General features: G+C 70.5%; 22 protein-coding genes. 20 read left to right on the top strand and 2 right to left on the bottom strand.

The window, feature by feature from the left end:
- Nucleotides 1-6 precede the first annotated feature (6 nt).
- The 20 genes from FXO23_RS41545 (at nucleotide 7) to FXO23_RS41450 (ending at nucleotide 17,225) form a co-directional block, all read left to right on the top strand.
- Entirely contained in the window at nucleotides 7-1,308 is a 1,302-nt protein-coding gene (locus FXO23_RS41545) for an aspartate aminotransferase family protein (protein WP_158892808.1), read from the top strand.
- Nucleotides 1,305-2,801, top strand: coding sequence for a CoA-acylating methylmalonate-semialdehyde dehydrogenase (locus FXO23_RS41540; protein ID WP_158892806.1), 1,497 nt, complete (start codon nucleotides 1,305-1,307; stop codon nucleotides 2,799-2,801). Before FXO23_RS41545 ends, FXO23_RS41540 begins: the two co-directional genes overlap by 4 nt.
- Nucleotides 2,798-3,211: an ester cyclase gene (locus tag FXO23_RS41535; protein ID WP_158892804.1), complete on the top strand. Its 414-nt coding sequence runs from the start codon at nucleotides 2,798-2,800 to the stop codon at nucleotides 3,209-3,211. Before FXO23_RS41540 ends, FXO23_RS41535 begins: the two co-directional genes overlap by 4 nt.
- Nucleotides 3,212-3,268: 57 nt before the next feature.
- Complete coding sequence (hrcA, locus tag FXO23_RS41530) at nucleotides 3,269-4,294, top strand: heat-inducible transcriptional repressor HrcA (RefSeq protein WP_158892854.1); 1,026 nt, start codon at nucleotides 3,269-3,271, stop codon at nucleotides 4,292-4,294.
- A gap of 42 nt (nucleotides 4,295-4,336) precedes the next feature.
- Entirely contained in the window at nucleotides 4,337-5,503 is a 1,167-nt protein-coding gene (gene dnaJ, locus FXO23_RS41525; RefSeq protein WP_158892802.1) for a molecular chaperone DnaJ, read from the top strand.
- Nucleotides 5,504-6,256 carry a 16S rRNA (uracil(1498)-N(3))-methyltransferase gene (locus FXO23_RS41520; protein WP_158892800.1) on the top strand — a complete coding sequence of 251 codons (753 nt, stop codon included), beginning with the start codon at nucleotides 5,504-5,506 and terminating at the stop codon, nucleotides 6,254-6,256.
- Between the two features lie 464 nt (nucleotides 6,257-6,720).
- A complete protein-coding gene (locus FXO23_RS41515) occupies nucleotides 6,721-7,080 on the top strand; it encodes a histidine triad nucleotide-binding protein (RefSeq protein ID WP_158892798.1) in 360 nt (119 codons plus the stop codon).
- A 119-nt stretch (nucleotides 7,081-7,199) separates the two neighbouring features.
- On the top strand, nucleotides 7,200-8,291 hold the full coding sequence (locus FXO23_RS41510; RefSeq protein WP_158892796.1) for a PhoH family protein: 1,092 nt from the start codon (nucleotides 7,200-7,202) through the stop codon (nucleotides 8,289-8,291).
- A gap of 60 nt (nucleotides 8,292-8,351) precedes the next feature.
- A complete protein-coding gene (ybeY, locus tag FXO23_RS41505) occupies nucleotides 8,352-8,900 on the top strand; it encodes an rRNA maturation RNase YbeY (protein WP_158892794.1) in 549 nt (182 codons plus the stop codon).
- Nucleotides 8,901-9,073: 173 nt separating this feature from the next.
- Nucleotides 9,074-10,414, top strand: coding sequence for a hemolysin family protein (locus FXO23_RS41500; RefSeq protein WP_158892792.1), 1,341 nt, complete (start codon nucleotides 9,074-9,076; stop codon nucleotides 10,412-10,414).
- Entirely contained in the window at nucleotides 10,407-10,742 is a 336-nt protein-coding gene (locus FXO23_RS41495; protein WP_158892790.1) for a cytidine deaminase, read from the top strand. Before FXO23_RS41500 ends, FXO23_RS41495 begins: the two co-directional genes overlap by 8 nt.
- 46 nt (nucleotides 10,743-10,788) lie before the next feature.
- The gene (gene era / locus FXO23_RS41490) at nucleotides 10,789-11,697 is read left to right on the top strand and encodes a GTPase Era (protein ID WP_158892788.1); all 909 of its coding nucleotides are present in this window, start codon (nucleotides 10,789-10,791) and stop codon (nucleotides 11,695-11,697) included.
- A gap of 86 nt (nucleotides 11,698-11,783) precedes the next feature.
- Nucleotides 11,784-12,146 carry a CD225/dispanin family protein gene (locus FXO23_RS41485; protein ID WP_425484956.1) on the top strand — a complete coding sequence of 121 codons (363 nt, stop codon included), beginning with the start codon at nucleotides 11,784-11,786 and terminating at the stop codon, nucleotides 12,144-12,146.
- A 25-nt stretch (nucleotides 12,147-12,171) separates the two neighbouring features.
- Nucleotides 12,172-12,624: a DUF2752 domain-containing protein gene (locus tag FXO23_RS41480; protein ID WP_158892850.1), complete on the top strand. Its 453-nt coding sequence runs from the start codon at nucleotides 12,172-12,174 to the stop codon at nucleotides 12,622-12,624.
- Nucleotides 12,625-12,833: 209 nt separating this feature from the next.
- Nucleotides 12,834-13,295, top strand: coding sequence for a CD225/dispanin family protein (locus FXO23_RS41475; protein WP_158892786.1), 462 nt, complete (start codon nucleotides 12,834-12,836; stop codon nucleotides 13,293-13,295).
- 97 nt (nucleotides 13,296-13,392) lie between these two features.
- Entirely contained in the window at nucleotides 13,393-14,151 is a 759-nt protein-coding gene (gene recO / locus FXO23_RS41470; protein ID WP_158892784.1) for a DNA repair protein RecO, read from the top strand.
- Nucleotides 14,152-14,194: 43 nt separating this feature from the next.
- Nucleotides 14,195-15,016, top strand: a complete 822-nt coding sequence (locus tag FXO23_RS41465; RefSeq protein ID WP_158892782.1) for an isoprenyl transferase — start codon at nucleotides 14,195-14,197, stop codon at nucleotides 15,014-15,016.
- Nucleotides 15,013-15,444, top strand: a complete 432-nt coding sequence (locus FXO23_RS41460) for a hypothetical protein (protein WP_158892780.1) — start codon at nucleotides 15,013-15,015, stop codon at nucleotides 15,442-15,444. The genes FXO23_RS41465 and FXO23_RS41460 overlap by 4 nt, the downstream gene beginning before the upstream one ends.
- 21 nt (nucleotides 15,445-15,465) lie before the next feature.
- The gene (locus FXO23_RS41455; RefSeq protein WP_158892778.1) at nucleotides 15,466-16,488 is read left to right on the top strand and encodes a permease; all 1,023 of its coding nucleotides are present in this window, start codon (nucleotides 15,466-15,468) and stop codon (nucleotides 16,486-16,488) included.
- On the top strand, nucleotides 16,488-17,225 hold the full coding sequence (locus FXO23_RS41450) for a TIGR03943 family putative permease subunit (RefSeq protein WP_158892776.1): 738 nt from the start codon (nucleotides 16,488-16,490) through the stop codon (nucleotides 17,223-17,225). Before FXO23_RS41455 ends, FXO23_RS41450 begins: the two co-directional genes overlap by 1 nt.
- 48 nt (nucleotides 17,226-17,273) lie before the next feature.
- Here the strand turns inward: FXO23_RS41450 and FXO23_RS41445 are convergent, their stop codons facing one another.
- Together FXO23_RS41445 and FXO23_RS41440 are read right to left on the bottom strand one after the other, a co-directional pair.
- A complete protein-coding gene (locus FXO23_RS41445) occupies nucleotides 17,274-17,669 on the bottom strand; it encodes a Fur family transcriptional regulator (RefSeq protein WP_158892848.1) in 396 nt (131 codons plus the stop codon).
- Nucleotides 17,670-17,695: 26 nt separating this feature from the next.
- Nucleotides 17,696-18,082 (bottom strand): ArsR/SmtB family transcription factor, encoded by a 387-nt coding sequence (locus tag FXO23_RS41440; protein WP_158892774.1) that lies wholly within the window; start codon nucleotides 18,080-18,082, stop codon nucleotides 17,696-17,698.
- Nucleotides 18,083-18,142 lie beyond the last annotated feature (60 nt).

Genomic DNA, 18,142 nt, shown 5'->3' with positions numbered 1-18,142 from the left:
GGCGCGATGACCGACGCGAGCCTGGCCGACCGGCACCGGGCGGTACTGCCGAACTGGCTGGCCTTGTACTACCAGGAGCCGATCGAGATCGTGCGGGCGGAGGGCAGGCGCGTCACCGACGCGCAGGGGCGAACCTACCTCGACTTCTTCGCCGGGATCCTCACCAACGCGATCGGGTACGGCGTCGCGGAGATCTCCGACGCGATCCGGACCCAGGTGGACACCGGGGTGCTGCACACCTCCACGCTGTACCTGATCCGCAAACAGGTCGAACTTGCCGAGCAGATCGCCGAACTCTCCGGCATCCCGGACGCGAAGGTGTTCTTCACCAACTCCGGCACCGAGGCCAACGAGACCGCGCTGATGCTGGCCACCCAGTACCGCCGCAGCAACCAGGTGCTCGCGCTGCGGAACTCCTACCACGGCCGGGCGTTCGCCACGATCGGCATCACCGGCAACCGCGGCTGGTCGGCGAGTTCGCTGTCCCCGGTGAAGGTCAGCTACGTGCACGGCGGCTACCGGTACCGCGACGCGTTCCGCGGCCTTTCCGACGCCGACTACATCCGGGCCTGCGTCGACGATCTGCGGGACGTCCTGCAGACCACCACCGCCGGGGACGTGGCCGCGCTGATCGCCGAGCCGATCCAGGGCGTCGGCGGCTTCAACGTGCCGCCGGACGGGCTGCTCGGCGCGTTCAAGGAGATCCTCGACGAGTACGGGATCCTGCTGATCTCCGACGAGGTGCAGACCGGCTGGGGCCGGACCGGGGAGCACTTCTGGGGCATTCAGGCGCACGGCGTGACCCCGGACGCGATGACCTTCGCGAAGGGCCTGGGCAACGGGCTGGCCATCGGCGGGGTCGTCGCCCGCGGCGACCTGATGGACTGCATCGACGCCAACTCGATCTCCACCTTCGGCGGCAACCCGGTCTCCACCGCGGCCGCCAAGGCCACTTTGGACTACCTGCTCGACCACGATCTGCAGGGCAACGCCGCGAAACTCGGCGACCGCCTGCTGCGCGGCCTGCGCGGTTTCGCGGAGCGGTACGACGTGCTCGGCGACGTCCGGGGCAAGGGCCTGATGATCGGGCTGGAGTTCGTGGCCCCGGGCGGCGGCCCGAGCCCGTCCGCCGCGGCCACCGTGCTGGAGGAGACCCGGGAACGCGGGCTGCTGGTCGGCAAGGGCGGCCTGCACAACAACGTCATCCGGCTGGCCCCGCCGATGACCCTGACCGACGCCGAAACCGATGAGGGCCTTGAGATTCTCGGCGAATCCATCGCCCGCGCACAGGAGGCTCAGACCAAGTGACGAACCGGATCAGCCACTGGATCGACGGCAAGCCCTGGGCGGGGGTGGCCGAGCGGACCGGCGAGGTGTTCGACCCGGCCACCGGTTCGGTGCGCGCGCACGTCGACTTCGCGGGGACCGAACAGGTCGAGGAGGCGGTCGCCGCCGCGGCACGCGCCTTCCCGGCCTGGCGGAACACCTCGCTCGCCGCGCGCACCCGGATCATGTTCGCCTTCCGCGAACTGCTTTCCGCGCGCAAGCACGAACTGGCCAAGATCGTCACCAGCGAGCACGGCAAGGTGGAGTCGGACGCGGCCGGGGAGGTCGCCCGCGCCATCGAGAACGTGGAATACGCCTGCGGGGCGGCGCAACTGCTCAAGGGCGGGTTCAACGAGAGCGCCTCGACCGGGGTCGACGTGTACTCGATCGCGCAGCCCCTCGGCGTGGTCGGGGTGATCTCACCGTTCAACTTCCCGGCCATGGTCCCGCTGTGGTTCGTGCCGAACGCGATCGCCTGCGGCAACACCGTGGTCCTCAAACCCAGCGAGAAGGACCCGTCGGCGGCCAACTTCATCGCCGAGCTGTTCGCCGAGGCGGGCCTGCCCGACGGCGTGCTGAACGTGCTGCACGGGGACAAGGTCGCGGTGGACGGGCTGCTCGAGCACCCGGTCGTCAAGGCGATCTCGTTCGTCGGCTCCACCCCGATCGCGCGCTACGTCTACGAAACCGGGACGCGCCACGGCAAGCGGGTGCAGGCGCTCGGCGGCGCGAAGAACCACATGGTGGTGCTGCCGGACGCCGATCTGGACCTCGCCGCCGACGCCGCGGTCTCCGCCGGGTTCGGCTCCGCGGGGGAGCGGTGCATGGCCGTGTCCGTGGTGGTCGCGGTGGACCCGGTCGGCGACGAGCTGGTGCGCAAGATCGCGGACCGGATCTCCCGGCTGCGGGTCGGCGACGGGCGCCGCCCGTCCTCGGAGATGGGGCCCCTGGTGACCGCCGCCCACCACGCCCGGGTCGCGTCCTATGTGGACGCCGGGGTGTCGGCGGGGGCCGAACTGGTGGTGGACGGGCGCGGGATCGAGGTCGACGGCGAACCGGGCGGCTTCTGGCTCGGCCCCACGCTGTTCGACAAGGTCACCCCGGAGATGTCGATCTACCGCGACGAGATCTTCGGCCCGGTGCTCTCGGTGGCGCGCGCGGACAGCTACGAGGCGGCGCTCGGCCTGATCAACGCGAACCCGTACGGCAACGGCGCCGCGATCTTCACCAACGACGGCGGCGCGGCGCGGCGGTTCCAGAACGAGGTCGAGGTCGGCATGGTCGGCGTGAACGTGCCGATCCCGGTGCCGGTCGGCTACTACTCGTTCGGCGGGTGGAAGGACTCGCTGTTCGGCGACAGCCACGCCTACGGGCCGGAGGGTTTCCACTTCTTCACCCGGACCAAGGTGGTCACCTCGCGCTGGCTCGATCCCTCGCACGGCGGGGTCAACCTCGGTTTCCCGCGCAACACATGAGCCAGCTGGCAGGGCTCGTCCACCGCTTCTACACCGACGCCTGGAACGCCTGGGACGACGGCGCGGTGGACGAGCTGCTCGCCGCGGACTTCGTGTTCCGCGGATCGCTCGGGGACGAGGTGCGCGGCCGCGACGGCTGGCGCGCCTACCGCGACAAGGTCCGCGCCGCCGTCCCGGACTTCCACAACGAGGTGACCGATCTCGTGGTCGCCGGTGACCGCGCGGCCGCCCGGCTGGCCTACACCGGGCACCACCAGGGCGAACTGCTCGGGGTGCCCGGCACCGGCCGCCGCATCGCCTACTCCGGCGCGGCGTTCTTCACCGCGCGTGACGGGTTGCTCACCGAGGCCTGGGTGCTGGGCGACCTGGACACGCTTCGGCGGCAGGTTGGTGCGCCTCAGCCGGAGTGACGCGGGATTCCGTAAACTCGAGGTACCGGGATTGCCGACGAGGGTGCGGAGGTGACGGTGGCCAACGCCGACGAGCGCCGTTTCGAAGTGCTGCGCGCCATCGTCGCGGACTACGTCTCCAACCAGGAGCCGGTCGGCTCCAAGGCCATCGTGGACCGGCACAACCTGGGCGTCTCCAGCGCGACCGTGCGCAACGACATGGCCGCGCTGGAGGAAGAGGGCTACATCACCCAGCCGCACACCAGCGCCGGGCGGATCCCCACCGACAAGGGGTACCGGCTGTTCGTCGACCGGCTGTCCGACATCAAACCGCTGAGCGGCGCCGAGCGCCGGGCGATCATCTCGTTCCTGGACAGCGCGATCGATCTGGACGACGTGCTGCGCCGCTCGGTGCGCCTGCTCGCGCAGCTCACCCGGCAGGTCGCGGTCGTGCAGTACCCGATGATGACCAACTCCACCGTGCGGCACCTCGAAGTGGTCCCGCTCACCCCGGCCCGGCTGATGCTGGTGCTGATCACCGACAGCGGCCGGGTGGACCAGCGCTCGGTCGACCTCGGCGACGTGGTCACCGAGGAGCAGGTGGGCAGGCTGCGCAGCGTGCTGAACCAGGCGCTGGCGGGCCGGCGCCTCACCGACGCGGCCTCCTCGGTCGCCGAGCTTCCGGAGCAGGCGCCGACCGAGTTGCGCGACGTGCTGACCCGGGTCTGTACCGTGCTGGTGGAGTCGCTGGTCGAGCATCCCGAGGAACGGCTGGTGCTCGGTGGCACGGCGAACCTGACCCGCAACGTCGCGGACTTCCCCGGGTCGCTCCGGCAGGTGCTGGAGGCCCTGGAGGAGCAGGTCGTGGTGCTCAAACTCCTCGCCGCCGCGCGCAACCCCGGTGCGGTCACCGTGCGCATCGGTGAGGAAAATGAGGACGAGCAGATGCGCAGCACTTCGGTGGTGTCGATCGGCTACGGCAGTGATGACATGCTGCTCGGCGGTATGGGGGTGGTCGGGCCCACGCGGATGGACTATCCGAGCACGATCGCCGCGGTGCGCGCGGTCGCGAACTACGTGGGCCGGATCCTGGCCGGCAAGTAGCCGGCGAACGAGCTTTTCGGGTACTAGGAGGACGTCAAGACGGTGGCGAGGGACTACTACGGCACTCTCGGGGTGGCCAAGAACGCGACCGATCAGGAGATCAAGCGCGCGTATCGCAAGCTCGCCCGTGAGCTGCACCCGGACGTGAACCCGTCCGACGACGCGCAGCACCGCTTCGCCGAGGTCACCACCGCGTACGAGGTTCTGTCCGATCCGCAGAAGCGCAAGATCGTCGACCTCGGCGGCGACCCGATGGACAACGGCGCCGGGGGCGGCGGGATGCGCGACCCGTTCTCCGGTTTCGGCGGGCTCGGCGACATCATGGACGCGTTCTTCGGGGCGGCCTCCGGGGGCGGCGGCCGCGGGCGCGGCCCGCGCAGCCGGGTGCAGCCCGGTTCGGACGCGCTGATCCGCCTCGGCCTCACTCTCGAGGAATGCGCGACCGGGGTGAACAAGGAGATCGCGGTCGACACGGCGATCCTCTGCGACCTGTGCCGCGGCGCCGGCACCGCGAAGGGCGCGACCACCCAGACCTGCGACACCTGCGGCGGCCAGGGCGAGATCCAGTCCGTGCAGCGGTCCTTCCTCGGCCAGGTGGTCACCGCCCGTCCGTGCCCGGTGTGCCACGGCTTCGGCGAGGTCATCACCGAACCGTGCCAGCAGTGCGGCGGCGACGGCCGGGTCCGCGCCCGGCGCACGGTGACCGCGAAGATCCCGCCCGGCGTCGGCGACGGCATGCGGATCCGGCTCTCCGGGCAGGGCGAGGTCGGCGCGGGCGGCGGCCCCGCCGGCGACCTCTACGTCGAGGTCGACGAGGAACCGCACGAGGTCTTCGTCCGCCAGGGCCACGACCTGCACTGCAACTTCCGGATCCCGATGACCACCGCCGCGCTCGGCGCCACCGTGCCGATCGAGACGCTGATCGACGGCGAGTACGACCTCACCATCGAACCGGGTACCCAGCCGGCCACCGAACTGGTGCTCACCGGCAAGGGCATGCCGCGGCTGCGTTCGTCCGGTCGCGTGGACGGGCGGGGCGACCTGCACGTGCACATCGACGTCGTGGTGCCGACCAAGATCGACGACACCCAGCGGGACCTCCTGCTGCAGCTCGCGCAGGAACGCGGCGAAGAGGTGCCGACGCTGGCCACCAACGGCCGGACGCACGGCGGGCTGTTCTCCAAGCTGCGCGCGAAGAGCCACAAGTAGGTGCCCGAGACCACGCCGCCGGTGTTCCTGGTCGACGAACTGCCCGGCGTCGAGCGTGCGGTGCTCGAGGGCGAGGAGGCCCGGCACGCCGCGACCGTGCGCCGGATTCGCGCCGGGGAACGGCTCGTGCTCTCCGACGGCGACGGCGGGCTCGCCGACTGCGTGGTCGACGACGTCCGGACCGGGCGGGACGCCGCGCTGACGCTGATCGTCGAACGGCGCCGGACCGAACCGCCCCCGCGCGTGCGGGTCACCGTCGCCCAAGCCCTGGCCAAGGGCGACCGCGGCGAACTCGCCGTCGAACTGGCCACCGAGGCCGGGGCGGACGCGGTGCTCCCGTGGCGGGCCGCCCGCAGCATCGCGCGCTGGGACGACGGCCCCCGCGGCGCCAAGGCACTCAGCCGCTGGCAGAACACCGCGCGGGCCGCGGCGAAACAGGCCCGGCGGTCCCGGGTCCCGCGGGTCGGCCCGCCGGTGGACACCGCCGCCCTGGCCGAAACGGTCCGCGGCGCGGCGGCCGCTTTCGTACTCGAAGCGACCGCGGAACGGCGGCTGCCCGAGGTCGATCTGCCCGCCGACGGGGAGCTGGTGCTGGTGGTCGGCCCGGAGGGCGGCATCGCCGAGGAGGAACTCGCCGCGCTCACCGCGGCCGGGGCCGTTCCCGTCCGCCTCGGGCCCACGGTCCTGCGTACCTCCACCGCGGCGGCGGTTGCGCTGGGCGCACTCGGCGCGCTCACCAGCCGCTGGAGCTGACCGTTTGTCAGCTCAGGTACCGCCTGTCTTCGAAACCTGGAAATTTTCTGGGTGGATTTTTCGGCGAGTTATGGCGCGAAGGCGGGGATAGCCGTTACGCTTGTTAACTAACGCGCCACACACGGTTTCGGTGCGCTGGGGGAACGAAACCCCGGCGTGCTGACGTCCCCGCCGGACACCTCCCCCCTCGGTCCGGCGGCAAGCCGCGGCGGCGGTGGAGCGACCCCCAGGCTCCATCGCCCCGCGGCGTCTTAGTTGGTGGGCGCTTTGCTTCGCTGCGCGCCCACCTGCCCTGCGGTGGGGATGATCGCTTTCTTTCTGGGGGTCAAACCCCCAGACCCCCAGCCGGGGGCTGCGCCCCCGGACCCCCATCCGCGGTTTGGGTGAGTGGTTGCTTTGGGTGCCGCGTGTCCCTCGTTTCGGTCGTGGGAGTTCCGTGTTTGGGGGGCGATAGGGTGCGGGGTATGAGTGACGCGGAGACGTTGTTTGAGCGGATTATTGCGCGTGAGATTCCCGCGGAGGTGGTCTATGAGACTGAGCGGGTGTTGGCGTTTCGGGATATCAATCCGCAGGCGAAAACTCATGTGTTGGTAGTGCCGAAGGTTCGGTATCGGAACGTGGCGGAGTTGGCGGCGGCGGATGCCGGATTGCTCGGTGAGGTGATCGGGGCGGCCGAGAAGGTGGCCGAGTTGGAGGGGATCGTCGAGTCGGGGTATCGGGTGGTGTTCAACACGGAGAGTGACGCCGGGCAGACGGTGTTCCACGTGCACGCCCATGTGCTGGGCGGGGAGCAGCTCGGGTTCTTCGGGCGGTACGGGGGCTGAGCCACCCTCTGTGTGCAAACCGGACTGCGCGTGGCGGGGCGATGCGGCTAGCATCGTGGGGTCCGTATGTTCCGCAGTTGAGTAGCGCAAGCAGGCGCAGGAAGCAGGCCCGAGGGCACGTGGCCGGTACCGCACAGGGTGGAGCCGCCCGATCCGACGTTCCCAGGGACGTCCCCGATCCGCAGTCGACGACCGAAGAGGTCACCACCGAGACTGCTACCAAGGCAGCACAGTCCAGATTTCCGATACCGGACGCGGCGGCGCTGACGCTGCTCGGTTCCCGGGACGAGAACCTCCGGGTGGCGGAAGACCTCCTCGAAGCCGACGTCCACGTGCGGGGCAACGAGGTCACGCTGACCGGGGCGCCCGCCGAGGTCGCGTTCGCCGAGCGGGTGTTCGCGGAACTGGTGACGCTCGCCGGCAAGGGGCAGCAGGTGGGCCCGGACACCGTGCGCAGGACCGTCGCGATGCTGTCCGCGGGTGGCGCCGAATCGCCCGCCGAAGTCCTCAGCATGGACATCCTGTCCCGGCGCGGGCGGACCATCCGGCCGAAGACGTTGAACCAGAAGCGGTACGTGGACGCGATCGACGCGCACACCGTGGTCTTCGGGATCGGCCCGGCCGGTACCGGCAAGACGTACCTCGCGATGGCCAAGGCCGTGCAGGCGTTGCAGGCCAAGCAGGTCACCCGGATCATCCTGACCCGGCCCGCGGTCGAGGCGGGCGAGCGGCTCGGTTACCTGCCCGGCACGCTCTACGAGAAGATCGACCCGTACCTGCGGCCGCTGTACGACGCGCTGCACGACATGGTCGATCCGGACTCCATCCCGCGGCTGATCCAGGCCGGCACGATCGAGATCGCGCCGCTGGCCTACATGCGCGGTCGCACGCTCAACGACGCGTTCATCATCCTGGACGAGGCGCAGAACACCACGCCCGAGCAGATGAAGATGTTCCTCACCCGGCTCGGCTTCGGCTCCAAGATCGTGGTGACCGGTGACGTGACCCAGGTCGACCTGCCCACCGGGCAGCGCAGCGGCCTGCGCGTCGTGCGCGAGATCCTGGAAGGCGTCGAGGACCTGCACTTCGCCACGCTCACCAGCCACGACGTGGTGCGCCACCGGCTGGTCGGCGACATCGTCGACGCGTACGAGAAGTGGCAGGCCGTCCAGGACGCCAACGGCAACGGCTGGAAGGGTCGTCGCTCGTGATTGGCACGCAAAGTGAGATCCCGTTTCGCGGGGTGACGCGCGCGGAGCGGGGGAGAAGCCGTGAGCATTGAGATCGCGAACGAGTCGGGCGTGCCCGTGGACGAGACCTCCATCGTCGCGGCGGCGCGGTTCGCGCTGGACAAGATGGAGGTCAGCCCGCTCGCCGAGCTGTCCGTCCTGCTGGTCACCCTGGACGTGATGGAAGACCTGCACGAGCGGTGGATGGACCTGCCCGGTCCCACCGACGTGATGGCCTTCCCGATGGACGAACTGGACTCGGCCCGCCGCCCGGACGCCGCGGACGCCTCGCCCGCGCTGCTCGGGGACATCGTGCTGTGCCCCGGATTCGCCAAGGAACAGGCGCGAACCGCGGGCCATTCGCTGCTCGACGAACTGCACCTGCTGACCGTGCACGGCGTCCTGCACCTGCTCGGCTACGACCACGCCGAACCTGCTGAGGAACGCGAGATGTTCGGGCTGCAGAAGCGGATCCTCGGCGAGTTCCGGGCCGCCTCGGCCGCCGCCAAACGCCAGCACGCGCAGCGCAGCAACGACGATCGGCTGCTCGGCGCGGCGGGCCTCGACGGCGGGCCCGCGGAGGGCGCCTGAGGCTGTGTTGCCAAAGTGGTACATGACGGACCAAATCGACCCGGGGAACGCGCCCGGCCGAAGGTCCCGCTATCGCGGGGGCAGGGCGTCATTCCGCTGAAACGCGAGATGACCTCCTCGGGAGCGCCCTGTCAACGCGATCGCGGACGCGCGTTCTCGAAAGGGCACTGATCATGGCGAGTTCGACGGCGCTGCTGATCGTCGCGGTCGTTCTGGTGCTGCTGGGCGGAATCTTCGCGGCCGCCGACGCGGCGGTGAGCACGGTGTCGCAGGCCCGCGCCGAGGGTCTGGTCCGGCTCGGCCGGGTCGGCGCGCGTCAGCTCGCCGCGGTGATCGCCGAGCGGCGGCGCCACATCAACCTGCTGCTGTTGCTGCGGATGGGTTGCGAGCTGACCTCGACGGTCCTGGTCACCGTGGTCTTCCTACGCTGGATCGAACCGGTCTGGCTCGCCGTCGTCACCGCCGCGCTGGTCATGGTCGTGGTCAGCTACGTGCTGATCGGGGTCGGGCCGCGGACCATCGGGCGCCAGCACCCGTACCGCGTCGGCACGCTCGTCGCGGGCCCGGTCCGCGTGCTCGGTTCGGTGCTGGGCCCGCTGTCCCGCTTGCTGATCGTGCTCGGTAACGCGATCACCCCGGGCAAGGGGTTCCGGGAAGGGCCGTTCACCTCCGAGGTCGAACTGCGCGAACTGGTCGACCTGGCGCAGGAACGCGGTGTCGTCGAAGCCTCCGAGCGCGAGATGATCCACTCGGTGTTCGAACTCGGGGACACCGTCGCGCGCGAAGTGATGGTGCCGCGCACCGAGATCGTCTGGATCGAGCGGACCAAAACCGTGCGGCAGGCCCTCGCCCTCGCGCTGCGCACCGGGTTCACCCGGATCCCGGTGATCGGCGAATCGGTCGACGACATCGTCGGCGTCGCCAACATCAAGGACCTGATGCCCGCCTACATGGCCGAGGGCGGACCGGGCCGCGAGGTCGGCGAGCTGATGAACCCGGCCAGTTTCGTGCCCGACTCCAAACGCCTCGACGAACTGCTCAAGGAAATGCAGCTCTCGCACAACCACATGGCGATCGCGGTCGACGAGTACGGCGGTATCGCCGGGCTGCTGTCCATCGAGGACATCCTGGAGGAGATCGTCGGCGAGATCACCGACGAATCCGACACCGACGAACGGCCGCCGGTGGAATACCTCGACGACCGTTCGGTGCGGGTGTCGGCCCGGCTCGGCGTCGACGACCTCGGCGAACTGTTCGGGATCGAACTCGACGACCACGATGTGGAAACCGTGGGCGGGCTGCTCGCCGAAAGCCTCGGCCGGGTTCCGCTGCCGGGCGCGGAGGCCGAGGTGGCGGGCTTGCGGCTGCACGCGGAGGGCGGAAAGGACCGCCGCGGACGGATGCGGATCACCACGGTGGTCGTGCACGCTTGTGATGACCGGATCGCCGGGCGCCGGTTGCGGCCGCCCGCCAATGATGACGACGAGCGCGACAGGAGTGTCGAACATGCCTGATCTGGACCCTGAGGACGAGAAGATCGTGACCCTCGCCCGGTCCGCCCGCGCCCGCACCCAGGCCGCCGAAGGCGCCGCGGTCCGGGACACCGACGGCCGCACCTACGCGGCGACGACGATCGACCTGCCGTCGTTCAAGATCACCGCGGTCCAGGCGGCGGTCGCCGCCGCGGTGTCCAGCGGGGCCGAGGGGCTGGAGGCGGTCGCGGTCGTCACCGACGAGCCGCTGCTGCAGGAGGCATCCGTGCACGCGGTCCGGGATCTGTCCGGGAAGGCGCCGATCTTCCGCGCGGACCCGTCGGGCACCGTCCAGCAAACGCTGCGCTGACCGACCGGGCGGCGGCGGTGCTATTCCGGTACGGGAGAATGTACGGATGAGCACCGCCGCCCCCGAGTTCCGGTCCGGGTTCGCCTGTTTCGTCGGGCGCCCCAACGCCGGCAAGTCCACGTTGACCAACGCGCTCGTCGGCAGCAAGGTCGCGATCACCTCCAGCAAACCGCAGACCACCCGGCACGCGATCCGCGGGATCGTGCACCGCCCGGACGCGCAGCTGGTCATCGTGGACACCCCGGGACTGCACCGCCCGCGCACGCTGCTCGGCGAGCGGCTCAACGACATCGTGCACTCCACCTGGTCCGAAGTGGACGTCGTGGGATTCTGCGTGCCGGCGAACGAGAAGATCGGGCCGGGCGACCGGTTCATCGCGGGCGAACTGGCCAAGATCGCCCGGCGGACTCCGGTGATCGGCGTGGTCACCAAGACCGATCTGGCCACCCCCGAGCGGATCGCCGAGCAACTCCTCGCGCTGCAGGACGTGCTCGAGTTCGCCGAGCTGGTGCCGGTGTCCGCTGTGGACGGTTACCAGGTGAGCACGCTGGCCGACCTCCTGGTGCGGCGGCTTCCGGACGGCCCGCCGCTGTACCCGGACGGCGACCTCACCGACGAGCCCGAGCAGACCCTGGTCGCCGAGCTGATCCGCGAGGCCGCGCTCGAGGGCGTGCGCGACGAGCTGCCGCATTCCATCGCGGTCACCGTGGAGGAGATGCTGCCGCGCGAGGACCGGGACGATCTGGTCGACGTGCACGCGCTGCTCTACGTGGAGCGGCCCAGCCAGAAGGGCATCATCCTGGGGCACAAGGGGGAGCGGCTGAAGAAGGTCGGCGCCGAGGCGCGGCGGCACATCGAGGCGCTGCTCGGCAGCAAGGTCTACCTGGATCTGCACGTCAAGGTCGCCAAGGACTGGCAGCGCGACCCCAAGCAACTCCGCCGTCTCGGGTTCTGACCTGTTTTCTCCCCTCCGGCGGGAACCGCCGGGGCCCCGGCCGTAGTCTCAGGGCCGGTCCGTGGCAGGGAGAAGGGGAGTGACCGGTGACGAGTCCTTATCCGCAGTATCCGGACGGGTACGGCCAGCAGCCGGGGCAGTACCCGATGGGCCCGCCCTACGGTCCGCCCGCGTACGGCCCGCCACCGGAGAACTACCTGGTGTGGGCCATCCTCACCACCGTGCTGTGCTGCATGCCGCTGGGCATCGTGGCCATCGTGAAATCCAGCCAGGTCAACACGCTCTGGTTCCAGGGTTTCCACGACGAGGCGCGGAAATCGGCCGAGAGCGCGAAGAAGTGGGCGATGTGGTCGGCGATCTCGGTCGGGATCCTGATCCTGCTCTACATCATCTTCCTGGTCGTGATGCTGGTGATCGCCGGGGTGAGTCTGCGGGAGCTCACCCCGTGACCCCGGTTATCGTGGGCGGGTGCCCGTGACGACCAGCGTCTACACCGGCGTCCCGGCCCGCGACTGGCGGTCCCGGCTGCGCGCCGTCGGCCCGCCGCTCGCCGTGGTGGGCGGGGCGGGCCTGTGCTGCGCGGTGGTGTGGTGGGGCGATCCGACCACCCCGGGCGGCCCGCTCCCGGTGTGTCCCACCAAGGCGTACCTGGGCATCGACTGCCCCGGCTGCGGCGGGATGCGGATGGTGTACAGCCTGCTGCACGGCGATGTGCCCGCCGCGCTGCACTACAACGCGCTCACGTTCGTGTTCGCGCTGCTGTTCGTGTGGAGCACGGCGGCCTGGGCGGTGGGGCGCTGGCGCGGCCGCGCGGTCAACAGCTGGCTGCACTGGCGCTGGACGCCGATCGTGGTCGGCGTGGCGTTCGTGGTGTGGTTCGTGGTGCGGAACCTGCCCTTCGCGCCGTTCACAAGTCTCTACGTTTAGGCGGGAACCGGGGGCCATCCGGCCGCGTCGAAGCGGCCAGGTGGCGCGAGCCGACCTGGGGACGCTGGGGTTTCACCCGATTTCCCCACTCGGCCCCTCGAGCGCGGCGGCACAGGGTACGCTCCCGCGCAGCGGTTTGCCACCGAAGTTCCTGTCTGGGGCCCCTCCCCGCAGGATGTACCAAGAACGACTTAGGGGGAGCGCCCTAGATGACGAATCCATACGGCCAGCAGCCCTACGGCCAGCAGCCTTCCGGTCCGCAGCCGACGCCGGGCTACGGACCGCCCTCGGGCGGGGTGCCCGCGCCGTACGGCCAGCCCTCGCCGCCGTATGGCCAGCCCGCGCCCTACGGCCAGCCGGCCCCGTACGGCCAGCCCGCGTACGGCGCGCCCGGTGGCGGTTACGGCGGGCCCGGCAACGCCCAGGACATCCCGGACTACAAGGGCTGGGCCATCGGCTGCATCTTCCTGTGCTGGATCCTCGCGATCTTCGCGATCATGAAGTCCAACGAGGTCAACACCTACAAGATGCAGGGCAACCTGGTCGCGGCCCAGGAAGCCTCGAAGACCACCAAGACGCTGTGCCTGATCGCGACGATCATCGGCGGCATCGGCTGCCTGCTGGGCATCCTCTGGGTCATCTTCGGCCTCGCCCTGGCCGCTTCCTACTAGACAGCACCGGACAACGCGCGGTCGGCGCGCCTGAACGCCCTCGCGGCTTCGGGCGCGCTGACCGCGTTTTGTCATCCGGTCGTGGGACGATAGTCCGGTGAGTCTGTACCGCGACACCGGGATCGTGCTGCGCGTGCACAAGCTGGGTGAGGCCGATCGGATCATCACCCTGCTCACCCGCCGGCACGGGAAGGTCCGCGCGGTGGCCAAGGGCGTGCGCCGCACCAGTTCGCGCTTCGGCGCCCGGCTCGAGCCCTTCGGCCACGTGGACGTCCAGTTCTACACCGGGCGCACGCTCGACGTGATCACGCAGGTCGAAACCGTGGACGCCTTCGCGCTGCCGCTCGTCGGCGACTACCAGCGCTACACCGCCGCCAGCGCGATCACCGAAACCGCCGACCGGCTTTCGGCCGAGGAGGGGGAGCCCGCGCTGCGGCTGTACCTCCTGGTCACCGGGGCGTTGCGGGCGCTCGCCGACGGGCAGCGGGACGCTTCGCTCGTGCTCGACGCCTTCCTGCTGCGCGCCATGGCCTTCGCGGGCTGGGCGCCGGCGATCACCGAATGCGCCCGCTGCGGGCTGCCCGGTCCGCACAACGCGTTCAGCGTCCAGGCCGGCGGTTCGATGTGCGGCACCTGCCGGGTGCCCGGTTCGGTGCATCCGGCGCCGGAGGTCCTGGTGCTGCTGGAAGCCCTGCTGCACGGCGACTGGGACGTGGCCGAGGCGTCGCTCGCCGGTCCGCGCCGCGACGCGAGCGGCCTGGTCGCCGCCCATCTGCAGTGGCATCTGGAACGGCAGCTCCGCTCGCTGCCCTTGGTGGAGCGGCGCGCTCGCGAGGCCCCCGTGGCGGGCAAGTAGGGTCGGTCGGGCGATGTAGTCCGACGGCTCCGGGAGGAATCAGGTGCGGCGCAGGGGACGCGAGGTCACGGCGTCACGGTACGAGTTGCGGCCACCGGATCCGCATCCCTCCGGGGCCCGGCCGCCGGAGATCCCGGCCGAACTCGTGCCCCACCACGTGGCCCTGGTGATGGACGGCAACGGCCGGTGGGCCAACCAGCGCGGCCTGCCCCGGATCGAGGGGCACAAACGCGGCGAGGCCGTGATGATCGACGTGGCCAGCGGGGCCGTCGAACTCGGCGTCAAATGGCTCTCGGTGTACGCCTTCTCCACCGAGAACTGGAAGCGCAGCCCCGAGGAGGTGCGCTTCCTGATGGGCTTCAACCGGGACACCATCCGCCGCCAGGTGGACTACCTCGGATCGATCGGGGTCCGGATCCGCTGGGCCGGCCGCCGGCCGAAGCTGTGGCGCAGCGTCATCAAGGAGCTGCAGGTCGCCGAGGAGAAGACCAAGCACAACACCAAGCTGAACATGACCATGTGCGTCAACTACGGCGGCCGCGCGGAACTCGGCGACGCGGTGCGGCAGATCGCGCGGCTCGCCGCCGAGGGCAAGATCAACCCGGAGAAGGTGGACGAGCGCACCATCGGCAAGTACCTGTACCAGCCGGAGATGCCGGACGTGGACCTGTTCCTGCGCCCGTCGGGGGAGCAGCGCACCTCGAACTTCCTGCTCTGGCAGTCGGCCTACGCGGAAATGGTCTACCAGGACACGCTCTTCCCCGATTTCGACCGCACCCACCTGTGGCGGGCGTGCCTGGAGTTCGCCAAACGCGACCGCCGGTTCGGCGCCGCCGTCGACGCGGCCGCGGAGGGCAAACGATGACCACCGAAGCGGCCGATACCGCCGCCCTGCTCACCCGCGCCCGCGAATCGCTCGAGCGGTACCTGGAGGTGCACGTCGACGACGACGGCGTGCTGACCTTCAAACACGCCGGGGTGCCGTGTTTCGTGCAGGCGACCCGGCTCGCCGAGGGCCTCACCGTGCTGAGCCTCACCTGCGTGGTCGGCTGGGATCTCCCGGACGACGACAAACTCGCGATCGCCGCGGCCGAACGCGCGGGGCAGGGCCTGTTCGGCACGCTCGGCGTGGTGCACACCGACCGCGGGCTCGACATGACGTTGCGCTACGCCTTCCCGGCCGAGGGGATGGATCTCGCGCCGCTGGGCACGTTGCTGATGCTCGTGGTGTCGACCGCCTCGCAGCTGCGCGCCGATCTGCTCGGCCTGGTCCCGGACGAGGGCGCCGACTAGTTCGCTGGCATCATCGGCGGAGTGGAAATCGTTTCCGACAGCGCGGTGGGCCGCGAGAAGCCGCCCGGCCGGGGCCGCTGGCGGATCACCTCGATCGAGGTGCTCTGCGCGATCCTGCTCGTGGCGATCCTGGCGCAGTCCTGGCTGCAGCGGGTGCTCGACGTGCCCGCGCTGCGCACCGGTTCCACGGTCTTCGTCGCGGTGTGCGTGCAGGCGTTGCCGTTCCTCGTCCTGGGGGTGCTGATCAGCGGCGCGATCGCGGCGTACGTGCCCGCGAAGGTGTTGCGGAAGGTGCTGCCCCGGCGACAGAGCGCCGCGGTCGGCGTCGCGGGCCTGGCCGGGGTCGCGCTGCCGGGCTGCGAATGCGCGTCCGTCCCGGTGGCTCGCCGGTTGATGGGCCAGGGCGTCGCGCCCGCCGCCGCGCTGACCTTCCTGCTCGCCGCGCCCGCGGTGAACCCGGTGGTGCTGGTGGCCACCGCGGTCGCGTTTCCCGGGAAGCCCGAGCTGGTGCTGGCCCGGTTCCTCGGTTCGCTGGGCACCGCGGTGGTGATGGGCCTGCTGTGGGCGCGGTTCGGCAAGCTCGAGTGGATCGTCGAACGTGCCCTGCGGCGGCTGCCCGAGACCGAGGGGCGCGGGCGCTGGAAGACGTTCGTGGAGACCGCGCGGACCGATCTGGTGGAGGCGGGCGGTTTCCTGGTGCTCGGCGCGCTGATCTCCGCGGCACTCGGGGTGCTGGTGCCCGCCCAGTGGTTCGGGGTGCTGTCCGATCAGCTCGTGCTCGGCGTGCTGGTGATGGCGGTGCTCGCGGTCCTGCTGGCGCTGTGCAGCGAGGCCGACGCGTTCGTGGCGGCCTCGCTGACCGCGTTGCCGCTGCTGCCGAAACTGGTGTTCCTGGTGGTCGGCCCCGCGGTCGACGTCAAGCTGTTCGCGTTGCAGGCCGGAACGTTCGGCCGGTCCTTCGCGCTCCGGTTCGCGCCGGTGACGTTCGTGGTCGCGATCGGCTGCGCGGTGCTGTCCGGCTGGCTGCTGCTCGGGGGTGCGTGATGCGCCGCGAAACCCAGAACATCCTGCTGATCCTGCTCGGCGGGGCGCTGCTGAAGATCGCGCTCAACGGCGACTACCTGCGTTACGTCCGGCCCGCGCACCAGCCGTGGGTGATCGGCGGCGGGGCGGTGATGCTCGCGCTGGGGGCGATCGCGATCGTGCGGGACGTCCTGGCCGCGCGCCGGGCCGCCGCCGCGGATCCGCTCGACCACGGGCACGACCACGGGGCCCATTCGGCGCGTTCGGCGTGGCTGCTGATGGTGCCGGTGCTCGCGGTGTTCCTGATCGCGCCGCCCGCGCTCGGCTCGGATTCCGTGGCGCGCTCCCAGGCGCGGCTGCCGAGCAGTAGCGCGCAGGCCCTGGACGCCCAGGCGTTCCCACCGCTCCCGCCCGGGGACGTGGTGCCGCTTTCGGTGTCGGTGTTCGTCACCCGGGCCGGTTGGGACTCGACCGGTTCGCTGAACGGCCGGACCGTGTCGCTCTCCGGGTTCGTCGTGCATTCCGGCGGGTCGACCCTGCTCGCCCGGATGGTGATCAGCTGCTGCGCGGCGGACGCGCGCCCGCAGACCGTGCGGCTGGACGGGCCGGGGGTGGCGGCGCTCCCGGCGGACACCTGGATCGAGGCCGTCGGCCAGGTCGTTCCCGGCTCCTCGACCAGGGAGAACGGCATGACGCCGACCCTCACGCTGTCGAACGTCCGCCGCGTGCCCGCGCCGGAAGATCCGTACGAGTACTGAACGGCGGGGCCCGAAAGTGGCAGCACTTTCGGACCCCGCCGCCGGGACTTACTGGGCGCGCGTACCGCAGGACGCGCAGGTCCCGACGATCTCCACGGTGTGGTTGATTTCGGAGAAGCCGTTGCCCGAGGCGATCTTCTCCGCCCAGCGCTCCACCGCCGGGCCTTCGATCTCGATGGTCTTGCCGCAGTGGCGGCACACCAGGTGGTGATGGTGGTGCGAGGAACAACGCCGGTAGATCGCCTCGCCGGAATCGGTGCGCAGCACGTCGATCTCCCCGGCTTCGGACAGCGACTGCAGCGTGCGGTAGACCGTGGTCAGGCCGATGCCTTCGCCGCGTTTGCGCAGTTCGTCGTGCAGGTCCTGTGCGGACCGGAAGTCGTCGATCTCGGTGAGCAGTTCGACGACGGCAGCTCGTTGCTTGGTCGCCCGGCGACCGGGCATCGGCGCCCGGCCTCTGGTCGGTGAGCTCACTTGCCCTCCTGTACGTGCGCCACCGCGTCCACCACGATGTGCGCCAGGTGATCGTCGACCAGTCGGTACACCACCTCGCGGCCGCGCCGCTCCCCATGCACCACCCCGGCCGCCTTGAGCACGCGCAAGTGCTGGCTGATCAGTGGTTGGGTGACATCCAGGGCATCGACGAGTTCGTGGACGCAGCGGTCCCCGTCGCGCAGTTGCAGCACGATGGCGATCCGCACCGGCGCGGCGAGGGCACGCAGCAGCTCGCCGGCGTCGGCCAGGGTGCTGGCCGGTTGCGGCGGGGTCTGCGGCGCCAGCGGACGCGGCGAGTGCACGTCGCGCTCGGCCTCCCCGGGCAGCCCGGATGGGGCCGCCTCCGAACTCACCGTCGGCATGTCGATCTCCAGCCTTGCGTCGTGGGTGTACCACCCATCCTAGTGTTTTGTTGAGAATGG

The organism is Amycolatopsis anabasis (genome assembly GCF_009765355.1).
Taxonomy (GTDB): domain Bacteria; phylum Actinomycetota; class Actinomycetes; order Mycobacteriales; family Pseudonocardiaceae; genus Amycolatopsis; species Amycolatopsis anabasis.
Note: the sequence above shows the minus strand (reverse complement) of the source record. Positions and strands in the feature narration are given on the sequence as shown.

Bases quoted from the DNA above. Each gene is read 5' to 3' on its own strand.
- FXO23_RS41545 (WP_158892808.1), top strand. From the start codon at position 7: ATGACCGACGCGAGCCTGGCCGACCGGCACCGGGCGGTACTGCCGAAC.
- FXO23_RS41535 (WP_158892804.1), top strand. From the start codon at position 2,798: ATGAGCCAGCTGGCAGGGCTCGTCCACCGCTTCTACACCGACGCCTGG.
- FXO23_RS41515 (WP_158892798.1), top strand. From the start codon at position 6,721: ATGAGTGACGCGGAGACGTTGTTTGAGCGGATTATTGCGCGTGAGATT.
- FXO23_RS41500 (WP_158892792.1), top strand. From the start codon at position 9,074: ATGGCGAGTTCGACGGCGCTGCTGATCGTCGCGGTCGTTCTGGTGCTG.
- FXO23_RS41495 (WP_158892790.1), top strand. From the start codon at position 10,407: ATGCCTGATCTGGACCCTGAGGACGAGAAGATCGTGACCCTCGCCCGG.
- era (WP_158892788.1), top strand. From the start codon at position 10,789: ATGAGCACCGCCGCCCCCGAGTTCCGGTCCGGGTTCGCCTGTTTCGTC.
- FXO23_RS41475 (WP_158892786.1), top strand. From the start codon at position 12,834: ATGACGAATCCATACGGCCAGCAGCCCTACGGCCAGCAGCCTTCCGGT.
- FXO23_RS41460 (WP_158892780.1), top strand. From the start codon at position 15,013: ATGACCACCGAAGCGGCCGATACCGCCGCCCTGCTCACCCGCGCCCGC.
- FXO23_RS41450 (WP_158892776.1), top strand. From the start codon at position 16,488: ATGCGCCGCGAAACCCAGAACATCCTGCTGATCCTGCTCGGCGGGGCG.
- FXO23_RS41445 (WP_158892848.1), bottom strand. From the start codon at position 17,669: ATGCCCGGTCGCCGGGCGACCAAGCAACGAGCTGCCGTCGTCGAACTG.
- FXO23_RS41440 (WP_158892774.1), bottom strand. From the start codon at position 18,082: ATGCCGACGGTGAGTTCGGAGGCGGCCCCATCCGGGCTGCCCGGGGAG.